The organism is Pseudomonas sp. TYF_14 (assembly GCF_043105275.1).
GTDB classification, from domain to species: domain Bacteria; phylum Pseudomonadota; class Gammaproteobacteria; order Pseudomonadales; family Pseudomonadaceae; genus Aquipseudomonas; species Aquipseudomonas alloputida.
In genome coordinates this window covers 112945-137424 of the sequence record NZ_JBICLK010000054.1, presented here as the reverse complement: position 1 = coordinate 137424, position 24480 = coordinate 112945, and the positions used below count along the sequence as shown (strand labels likewise).

Below are 24480 nucleotides of genomic sequence, written 5' to 3'. Positions count from 1 at the left end.
GCCTTTAGCGCGAAAAGGCCGCTTTCAACGGGCGTGTTCACCCTAAAGAATCGGCGATATCAGCCGCGCAATCCGCATCCCCAATTGCTGCAGTCGATGGGTATCTTGGGTGTCTTCAGCAGTAATTTCCCGCGCTTGTTCGAAGTCTTCCTGGAGCATGTGCTCGACCTGGTCGGCGAAGCCGTGATCGACTGTCAGCAGGGTAATCTCGAAGTTCAGGCGGAACGATCGGTTGTCCAGGTTGGCACTCCCAATCGCACTGATGTCATCATCCACCAGCACCACTTTCTGATGCAGAAACCCGGGTTGGTAACGGAACATACGTACCCCCGCGCGCACTGCTTCGAAGGCAAACAGGCTGGAGGCGGCGTAGACGATGCGGTGGTCAGGCCGTGACGGGATCAGCACCCGCACATCGACTCCCCGTAGCACCGCCAGCCGCAAGGCGGCGAACACGGCCTCGTCAGGGATGAAGTAGGGGCTGGTGATCCACACCCTGCGGGTGGCCGAATGAATCGCTTCAAGGAAGAACAGCGAGCAGGTTTCTTGTGGGTCTGCCGGGCCGCTGGCCAAGGCCTGACACAGCACACCGTTATCCGGGTACGTATCGGGCAGGATCAGCGGCGGTAGCTGGCGCGTGGCCCAGTACCAGTCCTCGGCGAACGACTCTTGCAAGCAGGCCAGCACCGGCCCGCTGATCTGTACGTGGGTGTCACGCCAAGGGGAAAGCTGTGGATGTTCACCCAGGTACTCGTCTCCCACATTGTGGCCGCCGATGAAGCCGAGCAAGCCATCCACCACTACAATCTTGCGATGGTTGCGGAAGTTCACCTGGAAGCGGTTGAACCAGCCGCGACGTGTGGCGAATGCATGGATCTGCACACCGCCGTCACGCAGCACCTGGCTGTAGCTGGACGGCAAGGCATGGCTACCGACACGGTCGTACAGCACGAACACCTGCACGCCTTCGGCGGCTTTGCGTAGCAAGAGTTGCTGCAGTGCCTTGCCGAGGGTGTCGTCATGAATGATGAAGAACTGCACCAGTACCACATCGCGTGCTTTTTCGATGGCTGCGAAGATGGCATCGAAGGTGGCTTTGCCATTGATCAGCAATTTCACCTGGTTATTTGCCAGGCATGGCATGCGACCCAGCTTGGGCATGGCGCGCAAGGCTGTGTAGCTTTCCGACTCGCGGGCGGTAAGGGCTTCTTCAACCCAGGGCCGCCAGTTGAGGTTGGCCATGGCCACGTGCATTTCCTGGTTGGCCTGGCGCCGAGCCTTGATGTAGGCATAGAACGAGCGGGCGCCGAAGATCAGGTAGGGGATCAAGGTGAGGTAGGGGATGAAGAGCAAGGGCATCGCCCAAGCAATGGCGCCCTGGGCTGTCCGCACGGTGAACAGCGCATGCAGTGCGGCGACAATACCCAGCAGATGGATCAGGCCGAGTAGGTAACCAAAGAAGTAGGGGCTGTGGTAATCCATATGCATCCTGCTTGCCGAGTACACTTGAGGTAACAGAACACGTTCCCGGTCCGCCTGCAACCCGCAGGCGGATTTGGCGTCTAAGGCTCAGTCCGGCCCGTTTGACCGGCTTTTTTCCAGGAGCGTTCGTCCATGAAGATTCGTCTGCCACTGTTGGCGTTGGCCCTAGGCATGAGCAGTCCACTGGTACAAGCCCAGATGCTGCAACCGGGGTTGTGGGAGCTGACCACCAGCAACATGCAGGTCGATGGCAAGCCGCTACCCGACATGGAATTCATGCTCGGTCAGTTGAAGAACCTGCCGCCAGAGCAACGCGCAATGATGGAAGGGGTGTTGGCCAAACAAGGGGTCAGTGTAGGTGGTAAGGGTGTGCGTTCGTGCCTGACGCCTGAACAGGTGGCAACGAATGACATTCCCCTGCAGGACCCGAAATCGGGCTGCACACAGAAGATTACCGACCGTACCGGTAACGTGTGGAAATTCCAGTTCAGCTGCCCGAAAGCACAGGGTAGTGGCCAGGCTACATTCCTCAGTGATCGGGAATTCACCACCCAGGTCAGTGGCACGTTCAACGCTTCGGGTGTGCAGCAGCAAGGCAGCATGAACACACGTGCGGTGTGGCTAGGCAATGACTGCGGTACGGTCAAACCGCGCAGCTGAAATCCCATTGCCACTGGCTGATGGCAACCGCGTCGTGGGCCTGCAGCCTCAGTTGTCGTTCGAGCAGCCGAGCATGCCCAGTTCCAGATGTCGGTAGGGAAACGAATAGTTCCACGTGGAACATTTCATTTTCAACTCTTGCCTCGACGCGGTTACGGCATAGCTTTTCGGCCTGAGAACGGCTGATCAAGAAAGGCGTTTTCAGCAAGCGCTCGAAGCTGATGTGCAAATAGGCAGCAGAGGAAAAGCCTTCAAAACAAAAGGAGGCATCAACGGCAGCCCTCGATCAAGCTGCAATGCAGCTTGAAGCGCTCCCCGCTGGAACTGGATACGCGGTTCAAGGTGGTCCAGCCTACGCGGCGGCTGTAACCCACCCAGGCCTCACCATCGCTGGCCAGGCCGGTAAAAAAAGTCAATGTGCCGTAGCGGCTGTTGGTTTGTGCCCACAGCCGACGGCTGCTGAAGTCGTAGCCGCGAAGGTAGAAGGTGCTGCCTTCAGTACGCACACTGTAGTAACTGCCTTTGCCGTCCTGGCAAGCGAGCAGCGTCGCACTTCGCGTACAAAGGGCCAATGTTTTGTTTTGTGGCATGGCCAAGAGCGAGGCAGGCATGGTGAGTAACAGCAATGCCATGACGCGTGGCAAATTCATTTTTCATCCTCTGTGAGCACTCGTCCGTCGAGAACCCCTTGGCGAAATTGTATTGTTACCTTATAACATTATGCAATGCATCGTTTCGAATGCGTCTGCCTGAAGGGGTTCGCCATGTTCAATCGTCTTCCCGTCACCGTGCTGTCCGGCTTTTTGGGCGCCGGCAAGAGCACGCTGCTCAACCATGTGCTGTGCAACCGCGACAACTTGCGGGTGGCGGTAATCGTCAACGATATGAGTGAAATCAACATCGATGCCAGTGAGGTGCAGCGCAATGTCAGCCTTAACCGCGCTGAAGAGAAACTGGTCGAGATGAGCAACGGCTGCATTTGCTGCACGTTGCGCGAAGACCTGCTTGAGGAGGTTGCGCGGCTGGCCGAAGAGGGGCGTTTCGATTATTTGCTGATCGAGTCCACCGGTATCTCTGAGCCACTGCCAGTGGCTGAGACCTTCACTTTCCGCGACGAGCAGGGTCGCAGTCTGTCCGATATGGCGCGACTGGACACCATGGTCACCGTGGTCGATGGCTTGAACTTCCTGCGCGACTATCAAGCAGCAGACAGCCTGGCCAGCCGGGGCGAAACGTTGGGCGAAGAAGACGAGCGGTCGATCAGTGATTTGCTGATCGAGCAGGTCGAGTTCGCAGATGTGCTGCTGCTGAGCAAGATCGACCTGATCAGCCAACATGAGCGCGAAGAACTCATCGCTATTTTGCGCAGTCTCAATGCCCGAGCGCAGATCGTACCCATGGTCATGGGCCAAGTGCCGTTGGCACGTATCCTCAACACCAGGCTGTTCGACTTCGATCAGGCGGCCCAGGCACCAGGCTGGTTGCAGGAGCTGCGCGGTGAACATGTACCAGAAACCGAAGAGTACGGTATCGCGGCCATGACCTGGCAAGCCCGACGCCCGCTTCATCCACAGCGCTTTTACGACTTTATCCACAAGGACTGGGAAAACGGAAGGCTGCTGCGTTCCAAAGGCTTTTTCTGGTTGGCCAGCAAATATCAGGAAGCTGGCAGCTGGTCGCAAGCGGGCGGCATGATGCGCCATGGTCTGGCTGGCCGCTGGTGGCGCTTCGTGCCACGCGAGCAGTGGCCACAGGATGTGGATAACACCAGCGAGATCTTGAAACACTGGACCGCTGAGACCGGTGACTGCCGCCAGGAGTTGGTGTTTATCGGGCAGAATATCGACTTCGAAAAATTATCCACAGCCCTCGATGCATGCCTGTTGACGGATCAAGAAATGGACTTGGGCCACATGGGCTGGTTGCGCCTACCTGACCCATTTGGCCCATGGCATGAGGAGGCGGCAGCATGAACCTGGCGCACCGACCTGTGGATATCTTTCAGGTGTTTGGCGAGTCGCCCCAGGTGCTGGCCGAAGTGCTGCAGGATGGCGTGAACCTGGCCGTATGGCGGCGGCGCTTGCCGGCCCAACTGGAGGACTTTGCCGCACTGGTGATCAGCCTTGGCCAGCCCTTGGCTGATCAGCGGGTGATTGATGTGAACGAGGAGCAGAAGCCGGTATTGCCAGATCTGCTGCGTGAAGCGGCGGATTTGCATGGGTATGAAGCTTTCGTAGCTGATGTGACGTGGTTGGTGGCGGCTTATACCTGTCTGGTTGGCGCACGACGGGTCGGTTTGCGCTTGCGCGTGTTGAACGCTCCGATGTGCCCACGCTTCCATGTGGATAACGTACCGTTGCGCTTGCTCACCACTTACGTCGGCCCAGGTAGTGAATGGTTGCAAGAGCGGGATAGCTGTCGTGGAGAGTTACACACAGCTCAGCCACCTGTGGATAACATCCAACACCTGCAAGCCGCCGAGGTTGCGATACTTAAAGGCGAACAATGGCAGGGTAACGATGGGGCAGGCTTGGTGCATCGGTCACCTTCGGCGCAGCGGGGGCGTTTGCTGCTCAGCCTTGACTGGCTGGCTTGACGGCGCATAGTGAGGCATCACCGCCGCCTGAAGCCACCCCATGCTGCAGAACATTCCCACCCATGTAATTGCCGGCCCCCTTGGTGCTGGCAAGACCACGCTGATCCGTCACTTGCTGGCTCAGCGCCCAGCCAACGAGCGCTGGGCGGTATTGATCAACGAGTTCGGCCTTGTCGGCCTGGATGCAGCCTTACTCAGCCGTGACGAAGACGGCATCGCCATCGGCGAGGTCGCAGGCGGCTGCCTGTGCTGCGTCAACGGCATGCCGTTCCAGGTGGGCCTGGGACGACTGCTGCGCAAATCGCGGCCTGACCGGCTGTTTATCGAACCTTCCGGCCTGGGCCATCCCTTGCAGCTGCTGGCTCAGCTGCAACAAGCGCCTTGGGTTGGAGTGCTGACAATTCAGCCACTCCTGATGGTTGTGGATGCCCGGGCCATGGCTCGAAACGAGCCTCTTCCAGAGGCTCAACAGCAGGCTTTCAACGCCTCTGAAAGCGTGGTTTTCAATAAGTCAGAGGCTGTGGATGAAATACATAAGTTGTTGATAAGTAATAAATTTCAAGAAAAGAAGATCATGTGGACCGTGCAAGGGCAGCTGCCTTTGTCCGGCCTCCCGACGGTATCTCCACAGATTGTTGACAGCCCATTCTTGAAAAACAGGATTGTCGACAATCTTGGAATCGCTCCAGCAGCATTGTGGGCTGACCCGAGTCAACCGATTTGCCTTGTCCAGCAGGGAGAGGGTGGTTGGAGTATTGGCTGGCGGTGGCACCCTGGACAACAGTTTTATCCACAGCGGCTGAAAGCTTTCTTGTGTGCTTTGCCATGGCGACGGGCCAAGGGAGTTATCCACAGCATGGAGGGCTGGTGGTCATTCAATGGGCTGAATGGGGATATGCCCGCTTGGCAGCCCAGCGACTGGCGCAGGGACAGCCGTATCGAGCTGATTTTCCATCAGCCGCAACCGCAACCCGCGTTGCAAGCCGGGTTGAATGAATGTCGCGTCAGTTGATCAGTTGCGCCAGCGGTTATGCTCCTGGCGCCATTGCTGCATCTCTATGACGTTGTCGGCGCGTGGTGGGGTCTTGATTTCGAACGGGTAGGGCGCTAGTTCGATCTGCACGCTGTGGGCGCCGAACTGGGTCGCGGTGCCGGGGTGACGTTGCTCACCCGTTACGGTGAATTCGAAGGCATAGACGCGTGCCAGGCGCTTGCGGCCATTGGCATCCCGGACAAAGGCGATACGCTTGAGCGCTACGGCATCGTCAAGCAACTCCAGGTCGAGTTTGGCGCAATGCTGTTTGACCCGTTCCAGGGCCTTTTCACGCAACCCATGGTTGTGCCACAACCAGGCGCCTGCCGTGGCTACCAGCATCAGGACGAAGAGGTTCTCCAGGGTCAACATTTGCATATGCTCCAAACAGGTAGATCCAGCTTAACTGCGTTCCTGGCCTGTCGTACAGGTAGCAATCAAGTTCATACTGCGCTGCGCACAATCCTAGAAACAGCTTTGGAAACCTCCCGCATGAAACGTACCCCGCACCTGCTCGCCATTCAGTCCCACGTGGTGTTCGGCCACGCCGGCAACAGCGCCGCGGTATTTCCCATGCAGCGTATCGGGGTCAATGCCTGGCCCCTCAATACCGTGCAGTTCTCCAATCACACACAGTATGGCCAGTGGGCGGGGGAAGTGCTTGCCCCAGCGCAAATTCCTGCATTGGTCGAAGGCATTTCCAACATCGGCGAGCTGGGCCATTGTGATGCAGTGCTTTCCGGCTACCTGGGCAGTGCCGAACAAGGGCGAGCGATCCTGGCCGGTGTCGAGCGGATCAAGGCGGTAAACCCAAAAGCGTTATACCTGTGCGACCCGGTCATGGGGCACCCGGAAAAGGGTTGCATCGTGCCGCCCGAAGTCAGTGAGTTCCTGCTTGACGAGGCTGCAGCCACGGCGGACATCCTGTGCCCCAACCAGCTGGAGCTGGACAGCTTCTGTGGGCGCCGCGCCCAGTCTCTGGAGGATTGCGTGAACATGGCGCGCAGCCTGCTGCAGCGTGGGCCGCAGGTTGTACTGGTCAAGCATCTGGCTTACCCCGGGCGGGCCGAAGAACAGTTCGAAATGTTGCTGGTGACCGCCGAGCATAGCTGGCATTTGCGCCGCCCACTGTTGGCGTTTCCGCGTCAGCCGGTGGGGGTGGGTGACCTGACCTCAGGCCTGTTCCTGGCGCGTGTTCTGCTTGGCGACAGCTGGGTGCAGGCATTCGAATTCACGGCTGCGGCAGTGCATGAAGTGCTGCTGGAAACCCAGGCCTGCGCCAGCTACGAATTGCAGCTGGTGCGGGCCCAGGACCGCATTGCGCACCCACGGGTGCGCTTCGAAGCGCAGTTACTGGCGCTTTAAATGGCGTCGGTTTTCAAGTCCTGATAGCGCTTTTCCAGTTCCTGGCGGATCTGACGGCGCTGCTGGCCTTGCAGGAAGCGGCGCTTTTCTTCGCTGCTGTGCGGCTGGCGTGGTGGCACCGGCACCGGGCGGCGGTTGTCGTCGACCGCGACCATGGTGAAGAAGCAACTGTTGGAATGGCGCACCGAGCGCTCGCGAATGTTCTCGGTCACCACTTTGATGCCAACTTCCATCGAAGTGTTGCCGGTGTAGTTGACCGACGCCAGGAAGGTTACCAGTTCACCCACGTGCACGGGTTCACGGAAGATCACCTGGTCGACCGACAGGGTTACCACATAACTGCCGGCATAACGGCTGGCGCATGCATAAGCCACTTCGTCGAGGTACTTGAGCAGGGTGCCGCCATGTACGTTGCCAGAAAAGTTGGCCATGTCCGGGGTCATCAGGACGGTCATGCTCAGCTGGGCGTTTCCAGGTTCCATAGTGTGCTCACGGTGAGGTTGCGCTGAATCGGGCGAATGGAGGGCGTTATCTGCTGACACTGCTGTTCCCCTCTTTTGAATGTGCCTTGCTGATACGGGACGTTGGCTGGCGCATCATCGTCACGCTGATCATGCCATCAGCGGCGCTTTTCCAGCCGATCTGTTTCTGCATATTGCACTGGCTTTTTGCGGCGGAGCGCGATGTTAACCTGAGTACGCCCATGCAACATGGGTGTTCCCGGATTCAATACAGTATGTACTTGCTGCTCGCTCAGGTTTGCCTCGGCAGAGGAGCGGTCTGCCCAGGCATTCACAAGACGAGAAAAGGAGTATCACGCCATGCATGCCATCAGCTTCATCCAGGACCTGGCAGTCATCATGCTGGTCGCTGGCGTGGTCACCATTCTTTTTCACCGTTTCAAGCAGCCGGTGGTGCTGGGCTACATTGTCGCCGGCTTCATCATTGGCCCGCACACTCCGCCGTTCGGCCTGATTCATGACGAAGACACCATCAAGACCCTCGCCGAACTGGGGGTGATCTTCCTGATGTTCTGCCTGGGGCTCGAGTTCAGCTTGCGCAAGCTGTTCAAGGTCGGTGCCACGGCGTTCATCGCAGCGTTCCTGGAAATCGTGCTGATGATCTGGATCGGTTTTGAGATTGGCCGCTGGTTTGGCTGGAGCACCATGGATTCACTGTTCCTGGGCGCCATCCTGGCCATTTCCTCCACCACCATCATCGTCAAGGCGCTCAACGACTTGAAGATGAAGAACGAGCGCTTTGCCCAGCTGATCTTCGGCGTGCTGATCGTCGAGGACATTCTTGGCATCGGTATCATTGCCCTGCTGTCGGGTATCGCGGTCAGCGGCACGGTCAGCTCGGGCGAGGTGTTCTCCACAGTCGGCAAGCTGTCGCTGTTCATGGTTGTCGCTCTGGTCATCGGTATTTTGCTGGTGCCGCGGTTATTGGCCTACGTCGCAAGGTTCGAAAGCAACGAAATGTTGCTGATCACCGTTCTGGGCCTGTGTTTCGGCTTCTGCCTGCTGGTCGTGAAGCTGGAATACAGTATGGTTCTGGGCGCTTTCCTGATTGGCGCGATCATGGCCGAATCACGCCAGTTGTTGAAGATTGAACGCTTGATTGAGCCCGTACGCGACCTGTTCAGCGCCATATTCTTCGTCGCCATCGGTATGATGATTGATCCTGAGGTGCTCATCGACTATGCCTGGCCGATCGTAGTCATCACCCTGGCGGTGGTACTGGGCAAGATGCTGTCTTGCGGCATGGGGGCGTTTATAGCCGGCAATGACGGGCGTACGTCTTTACGCGTGGGCATGGGGCTTTCGCAGATTGGCGAGTTCTCTTTCATCATCGCCGCGCTGGGCATGACCCTGCAGGTGACCAGCGACTTCCTATACCCGGTGGCGGTCGCAGTATCGGCAATCACTACGTTGCTGACACCCTACCTGATCCGCGCGGCTGACCCGTTGTCGCAGAAACTGGGCAATGTGGTGCCCGCCCGCCTCGCGCGCGTGCTGTCGTTGTATGGCGAGTGGTTGCGCAACATCCAGCCGCAGGGCGAGAGTGCCATGCTGGCGGCGATGATCCGGCGCATCCTGTTGCAGGTGGGGGTGAACCTGGCGCTGGTGATCGCCATCTTCTTCAGTGGCGGTTATTTTGCAGGGCGTCTCGGCAATTGGCTCAGCGAGTGGGTCAGCGATGTCAGCCATCAGAAGGCCGTCATTTGGGGGGCAGCGTTGTTGCTGTCACTGCCATTCCTGATCGCCGCGTACCGCAAGCTAAAAGCACTCTCGATGCTGCTGGCAGAGATGGGCGTGAAGCCGGAAATGGCCGGGCGACATACCCAGCGCGTGCGCCGTGTGATCGCCGAAGTGATCCCGCTGTTGTCGCTGTTGGTGATTTTCCTGCTGCTGTCGGCATTGTCCGCCAGCATTCTGCCCACCAGCGAATTGCTGCTGGTGATTGCCGTGGTAGCTGCGGTGGTGGTGGCGTTGTTGTGGCGCTGGCTCATCCGCGTGCACACGCGCATGCAGATCGCGTTGCTGGAGACGCTGGAGAACAGTCGCGAGAACTCGCACTGAGGGGGTCTGCCCCGGGCAAAGTATCTCGCCCGCCCGAGGAGATGGGGCTATAGCGATGTCGCCAGGCGCAAAAAGCCTGGCGATTTTAACGACCTTGAGTCGCTAAGACGTCATTTTCCTGCCTCAAATCGCGCATCTATAAGGGCGTTAGCGATCAGCTCTCCAGCCAAACATCTCGCGCCCAGTGCCACACCGATTCCCAACTGTCCTCGCCGACACCTTCCTCTTCGGCATCCCACAGCACCACGGTGCCGTCTTCTTCCACGCAATAGTAATTGTCGCCGTCCTGGCACAGCGGAATCAGGTCGCGCGGTACGCCGGCATCCCAAGCGTTGGAGGCCACATCTGGCAGGTAGGTGTGCGAGTGCGGATCAGTGACGGTAACTGGCTCAAGGGAGCCGTAAACCACATCACTTACGGTCAGCAGAAACTCTTTGAACACGAATGGAATATTGATGAACAGCTGCTCTTCGATTTCTACCAGCTGGTCTTCGTCGGGAAGCTCCAGGGGCACCGGTACCGGCTCATTCGCTTCACGGAGTTGTTCGATCACTTCTTCCACGGTTCACTTCCTCTGACCTAGATGACAACGCTGCGCCTTATACCCTAGTAGCCCACTTTGGCAAAAGCAAAAACCCCGGGCAAGCCCGGGGTTCTGTGTTTAGCACGCAGCGATTAGCTGTTTTGACGGATACCGGCTACCAGCCAAGGCTGGTTCTCGCCTTGGGCGCGAACCATGTGCCAGCTTTCGCTGAACACTTCGCCTTGGTCGAAGCGCGAATTCTTCGACACGCCACGGAAGGTCAGGGTAGCGTCGGTGCGGTCGGCGCGGTCATCGACACCGTCCAGTTGCACTTCCAGGTTATCGATGTAGGTAGACTGGAAGCCATCACCCAGCTCAGCACGCTCACGCTTGAGGAACTCAAGCATTTGCGGGGTAACGAACTCGCTGATCTTGTCCATTTCATTGGCATCCCAGTGCTGCTGCAGCGACTGGAAGTGGTTACGGGCTGCCGCCAGGAAGCTCTGCTCGTTGAACCAGGCCGGCGCGTTGATCACCGGTGCGGCTGTGGCAGCAGGTGCGGCCGAACCACCGAAAATCGACGGCTGCGCAGGCTGCGCGTGAGCCTCACGCTGCATCGGCGCATGGCCTGGCATGGCCATTTGCGGCTGCTGCTGGCGACGGCGCGCGGCGATGAAGCGGAACACGAGGAAGGCGATGAGCGCCACGATCAGGAAGTCCATGATCTGGAAGCCTTCGAAACCGTCGCCCATGAACATGGAAGCCAGCAGGCCACCGGCGGCGAGGCCGGCCAGTGGGCCCAACCAGCGCGAAGCACCGCTGGCGGCAGCCGGTGCACGGCCAGGTACGGTCGGCGCGGCAGCAGGCGTGGTTGGCGTAGCCTGGCGGGTCTGGTGGATAGGCGCGGAGCCCGAGCTCTTGCCGCCGCCGAAACGCTTGGCGCTGGCGTCCAGGCTCAGCGTCAGGCCGACGCAGAGCGCCAGTGCGATGCTAAGAAAACGTTGCATAAGTGGGATATCCCCTGTTGTGGATTGCACGCGCGTCATGGTGCACAGGTTCCCGGGCACATGACCAGCGACATAGTGTTTCGAGCTTTTGCTTGAATGTTACAAAGTTGGCAGGCCCGACCCTTGCGGGCTTTAGACAGCCTCGAGCTTGGCATACCCCAGCATCAGCCATTTGCTACCTTCGGCAAAATTCACCTGCACCCGCGCCTGAGCGCCAGAACCCTCGAAGTTGAGGATCACACCTTCGCCGAATACCGCATGCTGCACACGCTGGCCAAGGTTGAACGCGGTCTGCGGAATGCTGGCATTGGCGAACAGGTTGCTGTTGGTGGCCGTCTTGGCCCCGCCGAACGGGCGGCTGACGCTGTTGGACAGGCGTACTTCCTGAACCAGGCCTGCCGGAATTTCACGTACGAAACGCGACACCTTGTTGTAAGTCTCGCTGCCATAAAGGCGGCGTGTTTCGGCATAGGTCATGACCAGCTGGCGCATGGCGCGGGTGATGCCTACATAGGCCAGGCGTCGTTCCTCTTCCAGGCGGCCGGGTTCTTCCAGGCTCATCTTGTGCGGGAACAAGCCTTCTTCCATGCCCACCAGGAACACATATGGGAACTCAAGGCCTTTGGCGCTGTGCAGGGTCATCAGCTGGATGCTGTCTTCATGCTCGTCAGCCTGAGTATCGCCAGCTTCGAGTGAGGCGTGGCCAAGGAAGGCCGAGAGCGGGGAAAGGTCGGCGTCTTCGTCGGTGGACTCGAAGTTGCGCGCCGCACTGACCAGTTCCTCAAGGTTTTCTACCCGTGCCTGGCCCTTTTCACCCTTTTCTTCCTGGTGATAGGTGATCAGGCCGGACTGTTCGATGGTGGTCTGGGTCATGGTATGCAGCGGCATGTCCACAACCTTGGCAGCCAGCCCCTCGATCAGCTCGATAAAGGCCCCCAGGGCACTGGCGGCGCGGCCTTTGAGGGCCTTGGCAGCGATCAGCTGGCACATGGCCTCCCACATGGACAGCTGGCTGTGGCGGGCGTGCTCGCGGATGGCTTCGACGGTTTTTTCGCCAATACCGCGCGGCGGCACGTTGATCACCCGCTCCAGAGCGGCATCGTTGCCACGCCCTTCGATCAGGCGCAGGTAAGCCATGGCATTCTTGATTTCGGCGCGCTCGAAGAAGCGCTGGCCGCCATAGATGCGGTAGGGGATGCGCTCGCGCAGCAGGGCCTCTTCCAGCACGCGCGACTGGGCGTTGGAACGGTACAGGATGGCGATCTCGTTGCGCGCATTGCCCTGCTTGACCAGGCTCTCGATGGTTTCCACGACATAGCGCGCTTCGTCGTGCTCGTTGTAGGCCGCGTACAGGGTCAGTGGTTCGCCTTCGCCCATGTCGGTCCACAGTTCCTTGCCCAGGCGCCCGCTGTTGTTGGCGATCAGCGCGTTGGCCGCCTTGAGGATGCCGCCGGTGGAGCGGTAGTTCTGCTCCAGGCGGATCATTTCGGCGTCGGGGAAGTCGGCGGTGTACTGGTGAATGTTCTCGATCTTGGCGCCGCGCCAGCCGTAGATCGACTGGTCGTCATCGCCTACCGCCATCAGGCTGTCGCCACCGCGTGCCAGCAGGCGCAACCAGGCGTACTGCACGGCGTTGGTATCCTGGAACTCGTCCACCAGCACGTGGCGGAAGCGTCGCTGATAGTGCTCCAGCAGGCCCGGGTGGTCACGCCACAGGTCCAGGGCGCGAAGCAGCAGCTCGGAGAAATCGATGACACCGGCGCGCTCGCAAGCCTGCTCGTAGGCCGTATAGACCTCGCGCATGGTCGCCAGGAACAGGTCGCCCCCCGCCTGGATATGCTGCGGGCGCAGGCCTTCGTCTTTCTGTCCGTTGATGAACCATTGGGCCTGGCGTGCCGGCCACTTCTGCTCGTCCAGGCCCAACTCGCGCATGACCCGCTTGATCAGGCGCTGCTGGTCGTCGCTGTCGAGGATCTGGAAGTTCTGCACCAGCCGCGCTTCCTGCCAGTGGGCCCGCAACAGGCGATGGGCCAGGCCGTGGAAGGTGCCTACCCACATGCCTGCCGGGTTGATGCCCAGCAGTTGCTCGATCCGCTGGCGCATTTCTGCTGCGGCCTTGTTGGTGAAGGTCACCGACAGGATCGAGTGCGGCGACGCCTGCTCGACCTGGATCAGCCAGGCGATGCGGTGTACCAGCACGCGGGTTTTACCGGAACCGGCGCCGGCAAGCACCAGTTGACGCCCGAGCGTGGCCGCTACGGCCTGGCGTTGGGCATCGTTGAGGGAATTCAGCAGGAGAGAGAGGTCGTCTGTGCGCATCGGGCCATTCTAGGGCGATGCCGGGTAAGGGGCAAATATCTACTGTATGAATATTCACCTGGCGGCATCCCGCTCATCGGTCCGGGGCCAGGTCACGGCTTGCGCAAGCTGGCTGAGGCATGGTCAGGCGATGGCCTTCACCTTATGGATTTCGCACCTTCGCACTTCATCTGCTGCTGTATCAGATTAAAGATCGCGCCATCGCGCAGGCCATTCAGCCATGCCAGTGCCTGCCATGCCTGGCGAGCAGGCTGTTGGCTTGTTCGGGCCCGAAACTGCCAGCCGGGTAGGGGCGGGGCGCCTGGAAGTGCTCTTCACAGCCCTTGATGATTGGATCTACCCAAGCCCAGGCTGCTTCCACTTCATCGCGGCGCATGAACAGTGTCGAATCACCTTCGAGCACATCCAGCAGCAGACGCTCGTAGGCTTCCCAGCGGCGAGTCTGGCTGAACACCTGGGCCAGATTAAGGTCCAGGTCCACGGGTTCCAGGCGCATGCCCTTGCCTGGGCTCTTGGTCATCATGCGCAGGCTGATGCGTTCGTCCGGTTGCAGCTGTATCAGCAACTGGTTGACCTGGCCGCCGCTGAACAGTTCGTGAGGCACTGGCTTGAACTGGATGACGATCTGCGAAGCGCGCCGCGCCATGCGTTTGCCGGTGCGCAGATAGAAAGGCACGCCCGCCCAGCGCCAGTTGTCGATATGCGCCTCGATGGCCACGAAAGTTTCGGTATCGCTGTCGTTGTCGACGTCCTTTTCAAAGTAGTAGGCCGGCACTTCCTGGCCGCCGATACGCCCGGCCCCATATTGGCCGCGTACCGTCTTGTCCTGCACATCCTGGCCGGTGATCGGCTTGAGGGCGCGCAGGATTTTCACCTTTTCGTCGCGTACCGCCTCTGCCTCGAATTGCGCGGGTGGCTCCATGGCCACCAGGCACAGCAGCTGCAGCAGGTGGTTCTGCAGCATGTCGCGAATAGCCCCGGCGCGATCATAGTAGGCACCGCGGTTTTCTACGCCCAGTGTCTCGCAAACGCTGATCTGGACATGGTCGACCTGGTTGTTGCGCCACACCGGCTCCAGCAGGGCATTGGCAAAACGCAGGGCCATCAGGTTCTGCACGGTTTCCTTGCCCAGGTAGTGGTCGATGCGGAACACCTGTCTTTCTTCGAACACCGTGCCAATCGCTTCATTGATGGCAGTGGCCGATTCCAGCGAATGGCCGATCGGTTTTTCCAGCACGATGCGCGCTTCGGTGTCGGCCAGTCCGGCAATGCGCAGGTGGTTGGCAATCGGCACGAACAGGTTGGGAGCGGTGGCCAGGTAGAAGATGCGCGTCAGCCCACCGGGTTCGCCCAGGTAGCGTGCCAGGCGGCCGAAGTCGGCGCTCTGTGAAGCATCCATCGGGAAGTAGTCGACCCGTGCGGAAAACCGCTGCCACACCTCTTCGTCGAAGTCGCTGCGGGCAATCTGCGCCCGACAATGGCGTTCGGCGAGCTTCAGATAGTCGATGCGTGGCAGGTTGCGCCTGGCCAGTGCGATGACCCGCACGGCAGGGTTCAGACGGGCCTCGCGAAACAGGTGGTAGAGCGCCGGAAGCAATTTGTGCAGGGCCAGATCACCGGTGCCGCCGAAGACCAGAATGTCGCAAGGAATAGTCAAACCACCACTCTCCACGTTCGTTTAACTGGGCGGGTTGGCGTCCATGTAGTATAACTACAAGAAAGCTACAACCCGGCAAGCCGATCATAACCGAGTCCCGCCTGTGAATCTGTTGCAACATATCGCCCAATCGCGCCACTTGCTGCGCAAATCGGAACTGAAAGTGGCCGACCACGTGCTGCTCGACCCGGCTGCCGTCATGCACAGCTCCATGGCCGATTTGGCGCACAGCGTGGGTATCAGTGAGCCGACCATCGTGCGTTTCTGCCGGGCCATTGGCTGCTCGGGCTTCCAGGACCTTAAGCTGAAGCTGGCGCAAAGCCTGGCTGCCGGGGCCAGCTTCGGTCAGTTCGCCATCCACGAAGACGATTCGGTCGCCGACTACAGCCTGAAGATCTTCGACACCACCCTGCACACCCTGATGGAAGTGCGCGAGCACCTTGATCCGCAGGCGCTGCAACAAGCCGTGAGCGCCATGGCCCAGGCGCAGCGGGTAGAGTTCTATGGCTTTGGCGCGTCCGGTGCGGTTGCGGCCGATGCCCAGCACAAGTTCTTCCGCCTGCTGCTCAGCGCGGCAGCGTATTCCGACCCCCACATGCAAGCGATGTCGGCCGTTACCCTGAAACCGGGCGATGTGGCGGTGTGTATTTCCCAGTCGGGCCGTTCCAAGGACCTGCTGATCACTGCCAACCTGGTGCGTGAGAGCGGCGCCAACCTGATTACCCTGTGCCCCAGCCAGACGCCGCTGGCCGAGCTATCGACGGTCAACCTGGCGATCGACGTGCATGAAGACACCGAGATCTACACCCCACTGACCTCGCGTATTGCCCACCTGGTGGTGATCGACGTGCTGGCCATGGGCGTTGCCATGGCGCGCGGGCCTAGCCTGGTCAACCACCTGAAGAGCGTGAAACGCAGCTTGCGCAGCTTGCGTCTGTCGCCCAAGTCGATCAAGGCTACCGACGACTGAATTCAACCTGTACTGGCCTGTTCGCGGGCTTGCCCGCTCCCACAGGTACTGTGCACTTCTATAAATCGGTGCAATTCCTGTGTGAACGGGGCAAGCCCGCGAAGAGGCCGGTACAGGCAGTGAAAATTCACGATTCTGTCACCATTCCACCGCCAAACGGTAAACCATCAAGGCCAGTCTGAAACTCCCGCATACTATCTGGGAGACAGGCAATGGCTCGTGACTTCGACGGTACGTACCAACCCAACGCCAAGGCTCGCAAGCAGCAGGAAAAGGATCAGCGCCGTATGGAATACCGCCGCGCGATCGAGAGCTATTGCGACCAACGTCAATTGCTCCGCGACCTGGCGGACTACCCCGAGCTGCAAGCACTCACGGTATGGCAGTCGTCGGCGGCAACTTCCCCGAAAAACGTTCAACAAGCGCGCTGATCAATGCGCGTTCGCCGCGTATGAATGCAAGAAACGCCAAGGCCACCGGTGACTGCCGCTTGGCCTTGGCCTGCACCACGCACCAGCTACGGTACAGCGGTAGCTCCTCGACCGGTAATTCCTTCAGCATCCCGGTAGCCAATTCCAGGTTGACGGCGTGACGGGTCAACAGGGCGATCCCCAGCCCGGCGATCACGCATTCGCGCTGGGCATCGGCCGAGGCTACTTCAAGCGTCTGGGCGAAATGCACGCGCTTGTCCTTGAAGTACTCTTCGCACGCCTTGCGTGTTCCCGAACCTTGCTCGCGGACCAGCAGGGTATGAGGCTCCAGGTCCTGCATGCGCAACTGCTCCAGCTTGCACAGCGGGTGCTGTGGCGGCGCAACCGCAACGATCGGGTTGTTGAGGAACGGCAGAAACTCCAGGCCCATGTCTTGCGGCACCATCGACATGATGATCAGGTCGTCGCGGTTATCGGAAAGACGGCGGATGGCTTGGGCACGATTGACTACCGTCAGGGTCAGGTTGACTTCCGGGTGACGCTGCTTAAAGGCGGCGAACAGGTGTGGCACGAAGTACTTGGCACTGGACTCGATCGCCAGTTTCAACTGACCCTGCAGTGAGCCCTGCATGTCCGACAGCTGCATGTCCAGGCTCTCCAGGCGCCCGAAGATATCGTGGCTGGCGCGCTGCAGGGCCTCGGCCGCCTCGGTCAGGTAGAGCTTCTTGCCCACGTACTCGAACAATGGCTGGCCAATCAGCTCTTCAAGCTGACGGATCTGTAGACTAACGGCGGGTTGCGTCAGCGCCATCTCCTCCGCAGCACGGCTGTACGACCGCAAATCGCACACCTCGTTAAAGATCTGGAGTTGACGCAATGTCATACGCATCAAGGACTTACGCATTTTAATCAGCTCTTCGGCAACACCTTGTTACCCAACTATAAGCTTTTGCTAATACAGCCTCTAACAAATATTGATTTTTGTTTATCGACCTACAGCGCTAGGGTGAATACGCGACTGGCCAGCAACGTCTGGTCACGCGCCGACCGGTAGAACCGGCTCGACTGTTCCTACGGCTTTGGGAAGACTCCAGTGATAAAAAAAATCCTGATCGCCAACCGAGGTGAAATCGCAGTTCGGATCGTGCGTGCTTGCGCCGAGATGGGCATTCGCTCGGTAGCGATCTTTTCCGACGCCGACCGGCATGCCTTGCACGTCAAGCGCGCTGACGAAGCACACAGCATCGGTGCCGAGCCGCTGGCCGGTTACCTCAACCCGCGCAAGCTGGTGAATCTGGCTGTGGAAACCGGCTGTGATGCCCTGCACCCAGGCTACGGTTTCCTTTCGGAAAACGCTGAACTGGCAGAAATTTGCGCCGAGCGCGGGATCAAGTTCATCGGCCCGGCCGCCGACGTGATTCGCCGTATGGGCGACAAGACCGAAGCGCGCCGCACCATGATCGCCGCCGGTGTGCCGGTAACCCCGGGCACCGAAGGCAACGTTGCCGATATTCATGAAGCCCTGAGCGAAGGTGATCGCATCGGTTATCCGGTGATGCTCAAGGCCACCTCCGGTGGTGGCGGCCGTGGTATTCGCCGTTGCAATAGCCGCGAAGAACTGGAACAGAACTTCCCACGGGTCATTTCCGAGGCGACCAAGGCATTCGGTTCGGCCGAAGTGTTCCTGGAGAAATGCATCGTCAACCCTAAGCACATCGAGGCGCAAATTCTCGGTGACAGCTTCGGTAACGTAGTGCACCTGTTCGAGCGCGACTGCTCTATCCAGCGCCGTAACCAGAAGCTCATCGAAATTGCCCCCAGCCCACAGCTCACTCCCGAGCAGCGCGCCTACATCGGCGACCTGGCGGTGCGTGCTGCCAAAGCGGTGAATTACGAGAACGCCGGTACCGTGGAGTTCCTGCTCGCCGATGGCGAAGTGTACTTCATGGAAATGAACACCCGGGTGCAGGTGGAACACACCATTACCGAAGAAATCACCGGTATCGACATCGTTCGTGAGCAGATCCGCATCGCCTCGGGGCTGCCACTGTCGGTCAAGCAGGAAGACATTCAGCACCGCGGCTACGCCCTGCAGTTCCGTATCAATGCTGAAGACCCGAAAAACAACTTCCTGCCCAGCTTCGGCAAGATCACCCGTTACTACGCCCCCGGCGGCCCGGGCGTGCGCACCGACACGGCGATCTACACCGGCTATACCATTCCACCGTTCTACGACTCCATGTGCCTGAAACTGGTGGTGTGGGCGTTGACCTGGGAAGAAGCCATGGACCGCGGCCTGCGGGCCCTGGACGACATGCGCGTGCAAGGGGTGAAGACCACCGCCGCGTACTACCAGGAAATCCTGCGCAATCCGGAATTCCGTAGCGGCCAGTTCAATACCAGCTTTGTCGAAAGCCACCCTGAATTGACCAACTACTCGATCAAGCGCAAACCCGAAGAGCTGGCCCTGGCCATCGCCGCCGCCATCGCCGCCCACGCAGGACTGTGAGGAACCCTATAATGTCCAAGAAAATTCACGTAACCGACACGATCCTGCGCGACGCTCACCAGTCCCTGCTGGCTACCCGCATGCGTACCGAAGACATGCTGCCGATCTGCGACAAGCTCGACAAGGTTGGCTACTGGTCGCTGGAAGTCTGGGGTGGTGCCACCTTCGACGCCTGCGTGCGCTTCCTCAAGGAAGACCCGTGGGAGCGCCTGCGCAAGCTGCGCGCAGCGCTGCCAAACACCCGCCTGCAAATGCTGCTGCGCGGCCAGAACCTGTTGGGCTACCGTCATTACAGCGACGACGTGGTCAAGGCCTTCGTCGCCAAGGCGGCGGTCAACGGCATCGATGTGTTCCGCATTTTCGACGCCATGAACGACGTGCGTAACCTGCGCGTGGCCATCGAAGCGGTCAAGGCCGCCGGCAAGCACGCCCAGGGCACCATCGCTTACACCACCAGCCCGGTACACACCATCGAAGCCTTCGTGAACCAGGCCAAGCAGATGGAAGCCATGGGTTGCGACTCGGTGGCGATCAAGGACATGGCCGGCCTGCTGACCCCGTTCGCCACTGGCGAGCTGGTCAAGGCGCTGAAGGCAGAACAGTCGCTGCCGGTGTTCATTCACTCCCACGATACCGCCGGCCTGGCAGCCATGTGCCAGCTGAAGGCCGTGGAAAATGGCGCGGACCACATCGACACCGCCATCTCCAGCTTCGCCTGGGGCACCAGCCATCCGGGTACCGAGTCGATGGTTGCTGCACTCAAGGGCAGCGAGTTCGACACCGGCCTGGACCTGGAGCTTCTGCAGGAGATCGGCTTGTACTTCTACGCCGTGCGCAAGAAGTACCACCAGTTCGAAAGCGAGTTCACCGCGGTAGACACCCGGGTGCAGGTCAACCAGGTACCGGGCGGCATGATTTCCAACCTGGCCAACCAGCTCAAGGAGCAGGGCGCCCTCAACCGCATGAACGAAGTGCTGGCCGAAATCCCGCGTGTGCGTGAAGACCTCGGCTTCCCGCCACTGGTCACCCCGACCTCGCAGATCGTCGGCACCCAGGCGTTCTTCAACGTGCTGGCGGGTGAGCGCTACAAAACCATCACCAATGAGGTGAAGCTGTACCTGCAAGGTGGCTATGGCAAGGCCCCGGGTGTGGTCAACGAGCAACTGCGTCGCCAGGCTATCGGCAGCGAAGAAGTGATCGATGTGCGCCCGGCTGACCTGCTGAAGCCGGAAATGGCCAAGTTGCGTAGCGACATCGGTGCCCTGGCCCGTTGCGAAGAAGACGTGCTGACCTTTGCCATGTTCCCGGACATTGGCCGCAAGTTCCTCGAAGAACGCGAAGCTGGCACCTTGACGCCTGAAGTTCTGCTGCCGATTCCGGAAGCCGGTGCCGTGGCTGCCCCAGGCGGTGAAGGCGTGCCGACCGAGTTCGTCATCGACGTACACGGCGAAACCTACCGCGTCGACATCACCGGTGTGGGCGTGAAGGCCGAAGGCAAGCGTCACTTCTATCTGTCGATCGACGGCATGCCGGAGGAAGTGGTATTCGAGCCACTCAACGAGTTCGTCAGCGGTGGCGGCAGCAAGCGCAAGCAAGCGACCGACCCTGGCCACGTGAGCACCACCATGCCAGGGAACATCGTTGATGTGCTGGTCAAGGAAGGTGACATGGTCAAGGCCGGCCAGGCGGTCCTGATCACCGAAGCCATGAAGATGGAAACCGAAGTGCAGGCGGCCATCGCCGGTAAGGTCGTGGCCATCCATGTGGCCAAGGGTGATCGCGTGACGCCGGGTGAGATCCTGATCGAGATCGAGGGCTGATTTAAGCCCTCATCTACAAGTGGTTAACCTCTGGGGAGCGGATGCTCCCCTTTTTTTGTGCCGGACTCACCCGCACCTCACAACGCGCATCCCTTGTAGGAGCTGATTCAGCACACCGCTCAACCTTTGCGGCACATCTCAAGGCTTTCCACCTGGCCACCAGGCTGCTGGTTCTCTTCACTCAACCACCGCTCAAACCCGGCAGCCACCGCCGGCCATTCATCATCGGTAATCGAATACCACGCCGTATCGCGGTTATGGTCCTTCACCACCAGGTGCTTGCGGAACACCCCTTCGTAGACGAAGCCGAATCGCTCTGCCGCACGTTTGGAGCGGGCATTGGCGTTATTGCACTTCCACTCCAGCCGTCGATTACCCAGCGCGAAGCCCAGCTTGCCCAGCAGATACACCGCCTCGGTACCCTTGGGCGTACGCTGCATAGCGGCGCCGAAGGCAATGTGGCCGATCTCGATCCGGCCGTGTTCAGGCACGATCGACATCAGGCTGAGGATGCCTTGGGCCTGGCCACTGGCGCGGTCTATGACGGTGTAGAAAAGCGGGTCGCCGCCAGCAGCGTTGCCTTCCAGCCAGCGGTCGAAGGCGACGCGTTCGGCGAACGGGCCGTAGGGCAGGTAGTCCCACAGCACCGGATCGGAGGCCGGACCCTGCAGTGCCTCCCAGAGATCTTCGCCATGGCGCCCTGGATCGAGCTTCTCCAGGCGGATGAAGCGGCCTTCAATGGGCTCGGCCTGGGGGGTTGCGGCGGGTTTCCAGTTCAATGCGTCTGTCATGTGCGGCCTACAAGCCTTTACGGAATTGGATGAAGCCCGAGCGCTCGGCAACCTGCTGGTACAGGCTGATGGCGGTGGCGTTGGTTTCGTGGGTCAGCCAGTGCACCTTGATGCAGTTGTCGGCCTTGGCAGTGGTGTAGACGTGCTCGATCAACTGTCGACCAATGCCCAGGCCACGTTGCGTGCTGTCCACATACAGGTCCTGCAGGTAGCAGGAATTCTCGATACTCCAGTTGGAACGATGGTAGATGAAGTTGACCATCCCCACCGCCTTGCCGTCGACCCAGGCCAGTGCCGAGTGGGTTGGCTCGCTGGGGTCGAGCAGGCGTTGCCAGGTGCTCAGGCTGACGGCATCGGCCAACTCGGTCTCGTAGAAGTGCAGGTAGGCCTGCCACAGGGCGAGCCAGGCTGCGTGATCTTGGGCCGTGACAGGGCGCAGGGTAAGGTTGGGCATGGGCTATTCCTTCAGAGTTGGCGCATGTGCGCCGCGAGTTGATTGTCCAGTTGATCGGGACTGGCGCTCAGGCCTTCGCGCACACCAGCGATGTCTTGCCCGGAGCGGTTCTGGCTGAGCTTGCGCGCACCTTGCAGGCGCGCGATGGGCAGACGGATACCGACGATGGCGCGGAGCATGCCCTCGATGTAGTCGGCAGGGGCGTCGGTGACTTTCCATGGTTCGCTGCGACCCTGTTCGTGGCGGTCGGTCAGGCGGCTTACGATAGCCAGTAGCGGCTCGGCCTCATGGATAACTTCGGCCGTGCCATAAGCGTGCACCGCCAGGTAGTTCCAGGTCGGCACCACCTTGGGGTTTTCGGCCTTGCTTGGGTAATAGCCGGGGCTGACATAGGCATCGGCGCCAGGGAATACCAGCAGTGCTTCGCCACCGTGCTGCAGGTCTTGCCATTGGCGGTTGGCCCGGGCCAGGTGGGCATACACAGTGCCGAAATCGCCCTCGGCGGTATTGACCAGCACCGGTAGGTGCGTGGCCAGAAGGCCCTGTTCGCCCTGACTGACCAGAACGGCCAGGCGGGTGTCTAGCATGTGCTGGTGTAAGCGGGTGAGGTCGTGTTCCTGGTGCGGCTTACTGTTGTACATGGCGGGATCCTTGTCGAATGGTTCCATCCTAGGCAGGCTATTGGTTCTGGGTAAGATCCATTAATGCCTGTTTTCATAGGTCCAATATCATGCGCGAGTCGTCCCTCATCTTGCCTTTCGACCCTGCCGGGATCGCGCTCGACCGCAGTCGCGGGCTTAGCCAGCAGCTATATCAGGCGTTGCGAGCGCGGGTGCTGGATGGGCGCCTGAGCAGTGGTACTCGTCTGCCGGCTACGCGCGACCTGGCTGCCATGTTGGCGCTTTCACGCAATAGCGTGGTGCGCGCGTACGATCAACTGTATGCCGAGGGCTTCATCGAAAGCCGGGTCGGTGATGGCACCTACGTCAGCCGGCTGCCAAAACTGTCCACAAAAGTATCCACAGGGTTATCCCTGGGCTTATCAACAGGTTTATCCACATTTCGTGAAGAAAATACTGAGGATTTATCCAGCGGGAGGCTTATCAGCGCGCCTCTGCAGCGCCTGAAAAACAATCATTTGCCACCCCCCAGAAGCGGTGCGCCGCGTGCTTTTCGCGTTGGTATTCCAGCATTCGACCTGTTCCCGTTTGACGTCTGGGCCAAGCTACAGGCGGGTTTCTGGCGCAACCCATCGCCTGCACAACTGGGCTATGGTGACCCCGCTGGCGAGCCGGCTTTGCGCGATCTGATAGCGGCCTATCTACGCCGCTCGCGGGGGCTGAGCTGTACGGCTGAACAAATTGTGATCACAAGCGGTGCGCAGCAGGCCATCAGCCTTTGTGCACAGTTGCTGCTGCAACCGGGCGACGGTGTGGCTGTGGAAAACCCAGGCTATCGGGCGGCCGCTCATGCCTTCACGCTCACGGGCGGCCGGGTGTGTGGCGTGCCTGTGGATGAAGACGGGCTGGACTGCAGCCGGCTGGAGCAGTTGATGGATTGCCGACTGGCCTATGTCACGCCTGCGCACCAATACCCGACCGGGGTGACCATGAGCCTTGCACGTCGCCTGGCATTGCTGGCCTGGGCTGAACGCAGTGACGGCTGGATCATCGAGGACGACTACGACGGCGAGTATCGCTACAGCGGTGCACCGCTGGCCCCGCTGGCAGCGCTCGACCGGCACGGGCGGGTGCTGTATGTCGGTACCTTCGGCAAGATCGCCTTCCCGGCGTTACGCCTGGGCTACCTGGTGCTTCCGTCGAAGCTGGTGCAGGCTTTCAGCCAAGGCAAAGCGTTGGCGGTGCGCCATTCGGAGGTCAGCAGCCAGTGCGTGATGGCCGAGTTCATGGCCCGTGGCCATTTTCAGCGGCATATCCGCCGTATGCGCAAGGCGGCATTGAAGCGGCGCGATGTGCTCAAGGCCGGTTGGCCTGTGGATATTCCGGGGTTGGGCGCAATGCCGGAAGTGGCGGCTGGGCTGCATGTGAAGGTCGATGTGGATAACTTTGCTCGGGAGCAGGAGTTGGTGGCCAAGGCTGAGGCGGTGGGGGTGGAAGTGACACCACTGAGCAATTACTGGTTGGCGGACTGCGAGGTGCCTGTGGATAAGCGGGCAGGGCTGGTGCTGGGCTTTGCGGCAGTGCCAGAGGGCGAGATTGCCGAGGCCTTGATGAAACTACGCAAAGTCTGGAAAAAATGAGTGGGGCTGCAAAGCAGCCCC

The 24480-nt window shown here is 60.0% G+C and carries 23 protein-coding genes; 11 read left to right on the top strand and 12 right to left on the bottom strand.

The annotated features are described in order from the left end of the window. Positions 1-42: 42 nt before the first annotated feature. Positions 43-1482, bottom strand: coding sequence for a cardiolipin synthase (gene cls / locus ACF8O8_RS14300; protein WP_392509881.1), 1440 nt, complete (start codon positions 1480-1482; stop codon positions 43-45). 132 nt (positions 1483-1614) lie between these two features. Here cls and ACF8O8_RS14295 point away from each other — a divergent pair, with 132 nt between their 5' ends. Next, positions 1615-2142: a DUF3617 domain-containing protein gene (locus ACF8O8_RS14295; RefSeq protein WP_003253248.1), complete on the top strand. Its 528-nt coding sequence runs from the start codon at positions 1615-1617 to the stop codon at positions 2140-2142. 269 nt (positions 2143-2411) lie between these two features. On the opposite strand, the gene ACF8O8_RS14290 is transcribed toward ACF8O8_RS14295, so the two are convergent. Continuing rightward, complete coding sequence (locus tag ACF8O8_RS14290) at positions 2412-2792, bottom strand: hypothetical protein (RefSeq protein WP_010955845.1); 381 nt, start codon at positions 2790-2792, stop codon at positions 2412-2414. 114 nt (positions 2793-2906) lie between these two features. On the opposite strand from ACF8O8_RS14290, the gene zigA reads away from it, so the two are divergent. Genes zigA through ACF8O8_RS14275 form a run of 3 tightly spaced genes read left to right on the top strand, consistent with a single transcriptional unit; the run spans position 2907 to position 5750 of the window. Further along, entirely contained in the window at positions 2907-4115 is a 1209-nt protein-coding gene (gene zigA / locus ACF8O8_RS14285; RefSeq protein ID WP_392509880.1) for a zinc metallochaperone GTPase ZigA, read from the top strand. Further along, entirely contained in the window at positions 4112-4738 is a 627-nt protein-coding gene (locus tag ACF8O8_RS14280) for a DUF1826 domain-containing protein (RefSeq protein WP_392509879.1), read from the top strand. The genes zigA and ACF8O8_RS14280 overlap by 4 nt, the downstream gene beginning before the upstream one ends. Positions 4739-4778: 40 nt before the next feature. Further along, positions 4779-5750, top strand: coding sequence for a GTP-binding protein (locus ACF8O8_RS14275; protein ID WP_010955842.1), 972 nt, complete (start codon positions 4779-4781; stop codon positions 5748-5750). Here the strand turns inward: ACF8O8_RS14275 and ACF8O8_RS14270 are convergent, their stop codons facing one another. Continuing rightward, on the bottom strand, positions 5751-6143 hold the full coding sequence (locus tag ACF8O8_RS14270) for a DUF3301 domain-containing protein (protein ID WP_003253259.1): 393 nt from the start codon (positions 6141-6143) through the stop codon (positions 5751-5753). A 120-nt stretch (positions 6144-6263) separates the two neighbouring features. Between ACF8O8_RS14270 and pdxY the strand changes: the two genes are divergently transcribed. After that, a complete protein-coding gene (pdxY, locus tag ACF8O8_RS14265; RefSeq protein WP_003253261.1) occupies positions 6264-7136 on the top strand; it encodes a pyridoxal kinase PdxY in 873 nt (290 codons plus the stop codon). Here the strand turns inward: pdxY and ACF8O8_RS14260 are convergent. Then, entirely contained in the window at positions 7133-7618 is a 486-nt protein-coding gene (locus tag ACF8O8_RS14260; protein ID WP_003253263.1) for an acyl-CoA thioesterase, read from the bottom strand. The two genes, pdxY and ACF8O8_RS14260, sit on opposite strands and share 4 nt — an antisense overlap. Positions 7619-7957: 339 nt before the next feature. Here ACF8O8_RS14260 and ACF8O8_RS14255 point away from each other — a divergent pair, with 339 nt between their 5' ends. Next, positions 7958-9718, top strand: coding sequence for a cation:proton antiporter (locus ACF8O8_RS14255; protein WP_010955840.1), 1761 nt, complete (start codon positions 7958-7960; stop codon positions 9716-9718). Positions 9719-9872: 154 nt separating this feature from the next. Here the strand turns inward: ACF8O8_RS14255 and ACF8O8_RS14250 are convergent, their stop codons facing one another. The 4 genes from ACF8O8_RS14250 to zwf form a co-directional block, all read right to left on the bottom strand. Further along, positions 9873-10280, bottom strand: coding sequence for an SMI1/KNR4 family protein (locus tag ACF8O8_RS14250; RefSeq protein ID WP_010955839.1), 408 nt, complete (start codon positions 10278-10280; stop codon positions 9873-9875). 113 nt (positions 10281-10393) lie between these two features. Then, positions 10394-11248, bottom strand: coding sequence for a Tim44 domain-containing protein (locus ACF8O8_RS14245; protein WP_010955838.1), 855 nt, complete (start codon positions 11246-11248; stop codon positions 10394-10396). A 132-nt stretch (positions 11249-11380) separates the two neighbouring features. Then, entirely contained in the window at positions 11381-13567 is a 2187-nt protein-coding gene (gene uvrD / locus ACF8O8_RS14240) for a DNA helicase II (RefSeq protein WP_010955837.1), read from the bottom strand. 214 nt (positions 13568-13781) lie between these two features. Further along, positions 13782-15224 (bottom strand): glucose-6-phosphate dehydrogenase, encoded by a 1443-nt coding sequence (gene zwf, locus ACF8O8_RS14235; RefSeq protein ID WP_003253271.1) that lies wholly within the window; start codon positions 15222-15224, stop codon positions 13782-13784. 103 nt (positions 15225-15327) lie between these two features. Here zwf and hexR point away from each other — a divergent pair, with 103 nt between their 5' ends. Together hexR and ACF8O8_RS14225 are read left to right on the top strand one after the other, a co-directional pair. Further along, positions 15328-16194, top strand: coding sequence for a transcriptional regulator HexR (hexR, locus tag ACF8O8_RS14230; RefSeq protein WP_003253273.1), 867 nt, complete (start codon positions 15328-15330; stop codon positions 16192-16194). 212 nt (positions 16195-16406) lie between these two features. Next, the gene (locus tag ACF8O8_RS14225; protein WP_061405728.1) at positions 16407-16625 is read left to right on the top strand and encodes a PA3496 family putative envelope integrity protein; all 219 of its coding nucleotides are present in this window, start codon (positions 16407-16409) and stop codon (positions 16623-16625) included. On the opposite strand, the gene ACF8O8_RS14220 is transcribed toward ACF8O8_RS14225, so the two are convergent. Then, complete coding sequence (locus ACF8O8_RS14220) at positions 16567-17529, bottom strand: LysR family transcriptional regulator (protein ID WP_010955834.1); 963 nt, start codon at positions 17527-17529, stop codon at positions 16567-16569. The two genes, ACF8O8_RS14225 and ACF8O8_RS14220, sit on opposite strands and share 59 nt — an antisense overlap. A gap of 189 nt (positions 17530-17718) precedes the next feature. Here ACF8O8_RS14220 and ACF8O8_RS14215 point away from each other — a divergent pair, with 189 nt between their 5' ends. Together ACF8O8_RS14215 and oadA are read left to right on the top strand one after the other, a co-directional pair. Beyond that, entirely contained in the window at positions 17719-19134 is a 1416-nt protein-coding gene (locus tag ACF8O8_RS14215; RefSeq protein ID WP_003253279.1) for an acetyl-CoA carboxylase biotin carboxylase subunit, read from the top strand. A gap of 11 nt (positions 19135-19145) precedes the next feature. Further along, a complete protein-coding gene (gene oadA, locus ACF8O8_RS14210) occupies positions 19146-20954 on the top strand; it encodes a sodium-extruding oxaloacetate decarboxylase subunit alpha (protein ID WP_003253282.1) in 1809 nt (602 codons plus the stop codon). A 119-nt stretch (positions 20955-21073) separates the two neighbouring features. On the opposite strand, the gene ACF8O8_RS14205 is transcribed toward oadA, so the two are convergent. From ACF8O8_RS14205 to ACF8O8_RS14195, 3 genes are read right to left on the bottom strand one after another with little or no spacing between them, the layout of a single operon-like run. Continuing rightward, the gene (locus ACF8O8_RS14205; RefSeq protein WP_392509878.1) at positions 21074-21745 is read right to left on the bottom strand and encodes a GNAT family N-acetyltransferase; all 672 of its coding nucleotides are present in this window, start codon (positions 21743-21745) and stop codon (positions 21074-21076) included. Positions 21746-21752: 7 nt separating this feature from the next. Continuing rightward, a complete protein-coding gene (locus tag ACF8O8_RS14200) occupies positions 21753-22199 on the bottom strand; it encodes a GNAT family N-acetyltransferase (RefSeq protein ID WP_392509877.1) in 447 nt (148 codons plus the stop codon). An 11-nt stretch (positions 22200-22210) separates the two neighbouring features. Further along, the gene (locus ACF8O8_RS14195; RefSeq protein WP_392509876.1) at positions 22211-22840 is read right to left on the bottom strand and encodes an FMN-binding negative transcriptional regulator; all 630 of its coding nucleotides are present in this window, start codon (positions 22838-22840) and stop codon (positions 22211-22213) included. Positions 22841-22929: 89 nt separating this feature from the next. Here ACF8O8_RS14195 and ACF8O8_RS14190 point away from each other — a divergent pair, with 89 nt between their 5' ends. Then, complete coding sequence (locus tag ACF8O8_RS14190) at positions 22930-24459, top strand: PLP-dependent aminotransferase family protein (protein WP_392509875.1); 1530 nt, start codon at positions 22930-22932, stop codon at positions 24457-24459. The last annotated feature ends 21 nt before the right edge of the window (positions 24460-24480 follow it).

Bases quoted from the DNA above. Each gene is read 5' to 3' on its own strand.
- cls (WP_392509881.1), bottom strand. From the start codon at position 1,482: ATGGATTACCACAGCCCCTACTTCTTTGGTTACCTACTCGGCCTGATC.
- ACF8O8_RS14295 (WP_003253248.1), top strand. From the start codon at position 1,615: ATGAAGATTCGTCTGCCACTGTTGGCGTTGGCCCTAGGCATGAGCAGT.
- ACF8O8_RS14290 (WP_010955845.1), bottom strand. From the start codon at position 2,792: ATGAATTTGCCACGCGTCATGGCATTGCTGTTACTCACCATGCCTGCC.
- zigA (WP_392509880.1), top strand. From the start codon at position 2,907: ATGTTCAATCGTCTTCCCGTCACCGTGCTGTCCGGCTTTTTGGGCGCC.
- ACF8O8_RS14280 (WP_392509879.1), top strand. From the start codon at position 4,112: ATGAACCTGGCGCACCGACCTGTGGATATCTTTCAGGTGTTTGGCGAG.
- ACF8O8_RS14275 (WP_010955842.1), top strand. From the start codon at position 4,779: ATGCTGCAGAACATTCCCACCCATGTAATTGCCGGCCCCCTTGGTGCT.
- ACF8O8_RS14270 (WP_003253259.1), bottom strand. From the start codon at position 6,143: ATGTTGACCCTGGAGAACCTCTTCGTCCTGATGCTGGTAGCCACGGCA.
- pdxY (WP_003253261.1), top strand. From the start codon at position 6,264: ATGAAACGTACCCCGCACCTGCTCGCCATTCAGTCCCACGTGGTGTTC.
- ACF8O8_RS14260 (WP_003253263.1), bottom strand. From the start codon at position 7,618: ATGGAACCTGGAAACGCCCAGCTGAGCATGACCGTCCTGATGACCCCG.
- ACF8O8_RS14255 (WP_010955840.1), top strand. From the start codon at position 7,958: ATGCATGCCATCAGCTTCATCCAGGACCTGGCAGTCATCATGCTGGTC.
- ACF8O8_RS14245 (WP_010955838.1), bottom strand. From the start codon at position 11,248: ATGCAACGTTTTCTTAGCATCGCACTGGCGCTCTGCGTCGGCCTGACG.
- uvrD (WP_010955837.1), bottom strand. From the start codon at position 13,567: ATGCGCACAGACGACCTCTCTCTCCTGCTGAATTCCCTCAACGATGCC.
- ACF8O8_RS14225 (WP_061405728.1), top strand. From the start codon at position 16,407: ATGGCTCGTGACTTCGACGGTACGTACCAACCCAACGCCAAGGCTCGC.
- ACF8O8_RS14220 (WP_010955834.1), bottom strand. From the start codon at position 17,529: ATGCGTAAGTCCTTGATGCGTATGACATTGCGTCAACTCCAGATCTTT.
- oadA (WP_003253282.1), top strand. From the start codon at position 19,146: ATGTCCAAGAAAATTCACGTAACCGACACGATCCTGCGCGACGCTCAC.
- ACF8O8_RS14205 (WP_392509878.1), bottom strand. From the start codon at position 21,745: ATGACAGACGCATTGAACTGGAAACCCGCCGCAACCCCCCAGGCCGAG.
- ACF8O8_RS14200 (WP_392509877.1), bottom strand. From the start codon at position 22,199: ATGCCCAACCTTACCCTGCGCCCTGTCACGGCCCAAGATCACGCAGCC.
- ACF8O8_RS14195 (WP_392509876.1), bottom strand. From the start codon at position 22,840: ATGTACAACAGTAAGCCGCACCAGGAACACGACCTCACCCGCTTACAC.
- ACF8O8_RS14190 (WP_392509875.1), top strand. From the start codon at position 22,930: ATGCGCGAGTCGTCCCTCATCTTGCCTTTCGACCCTGCCGGGATCGCG.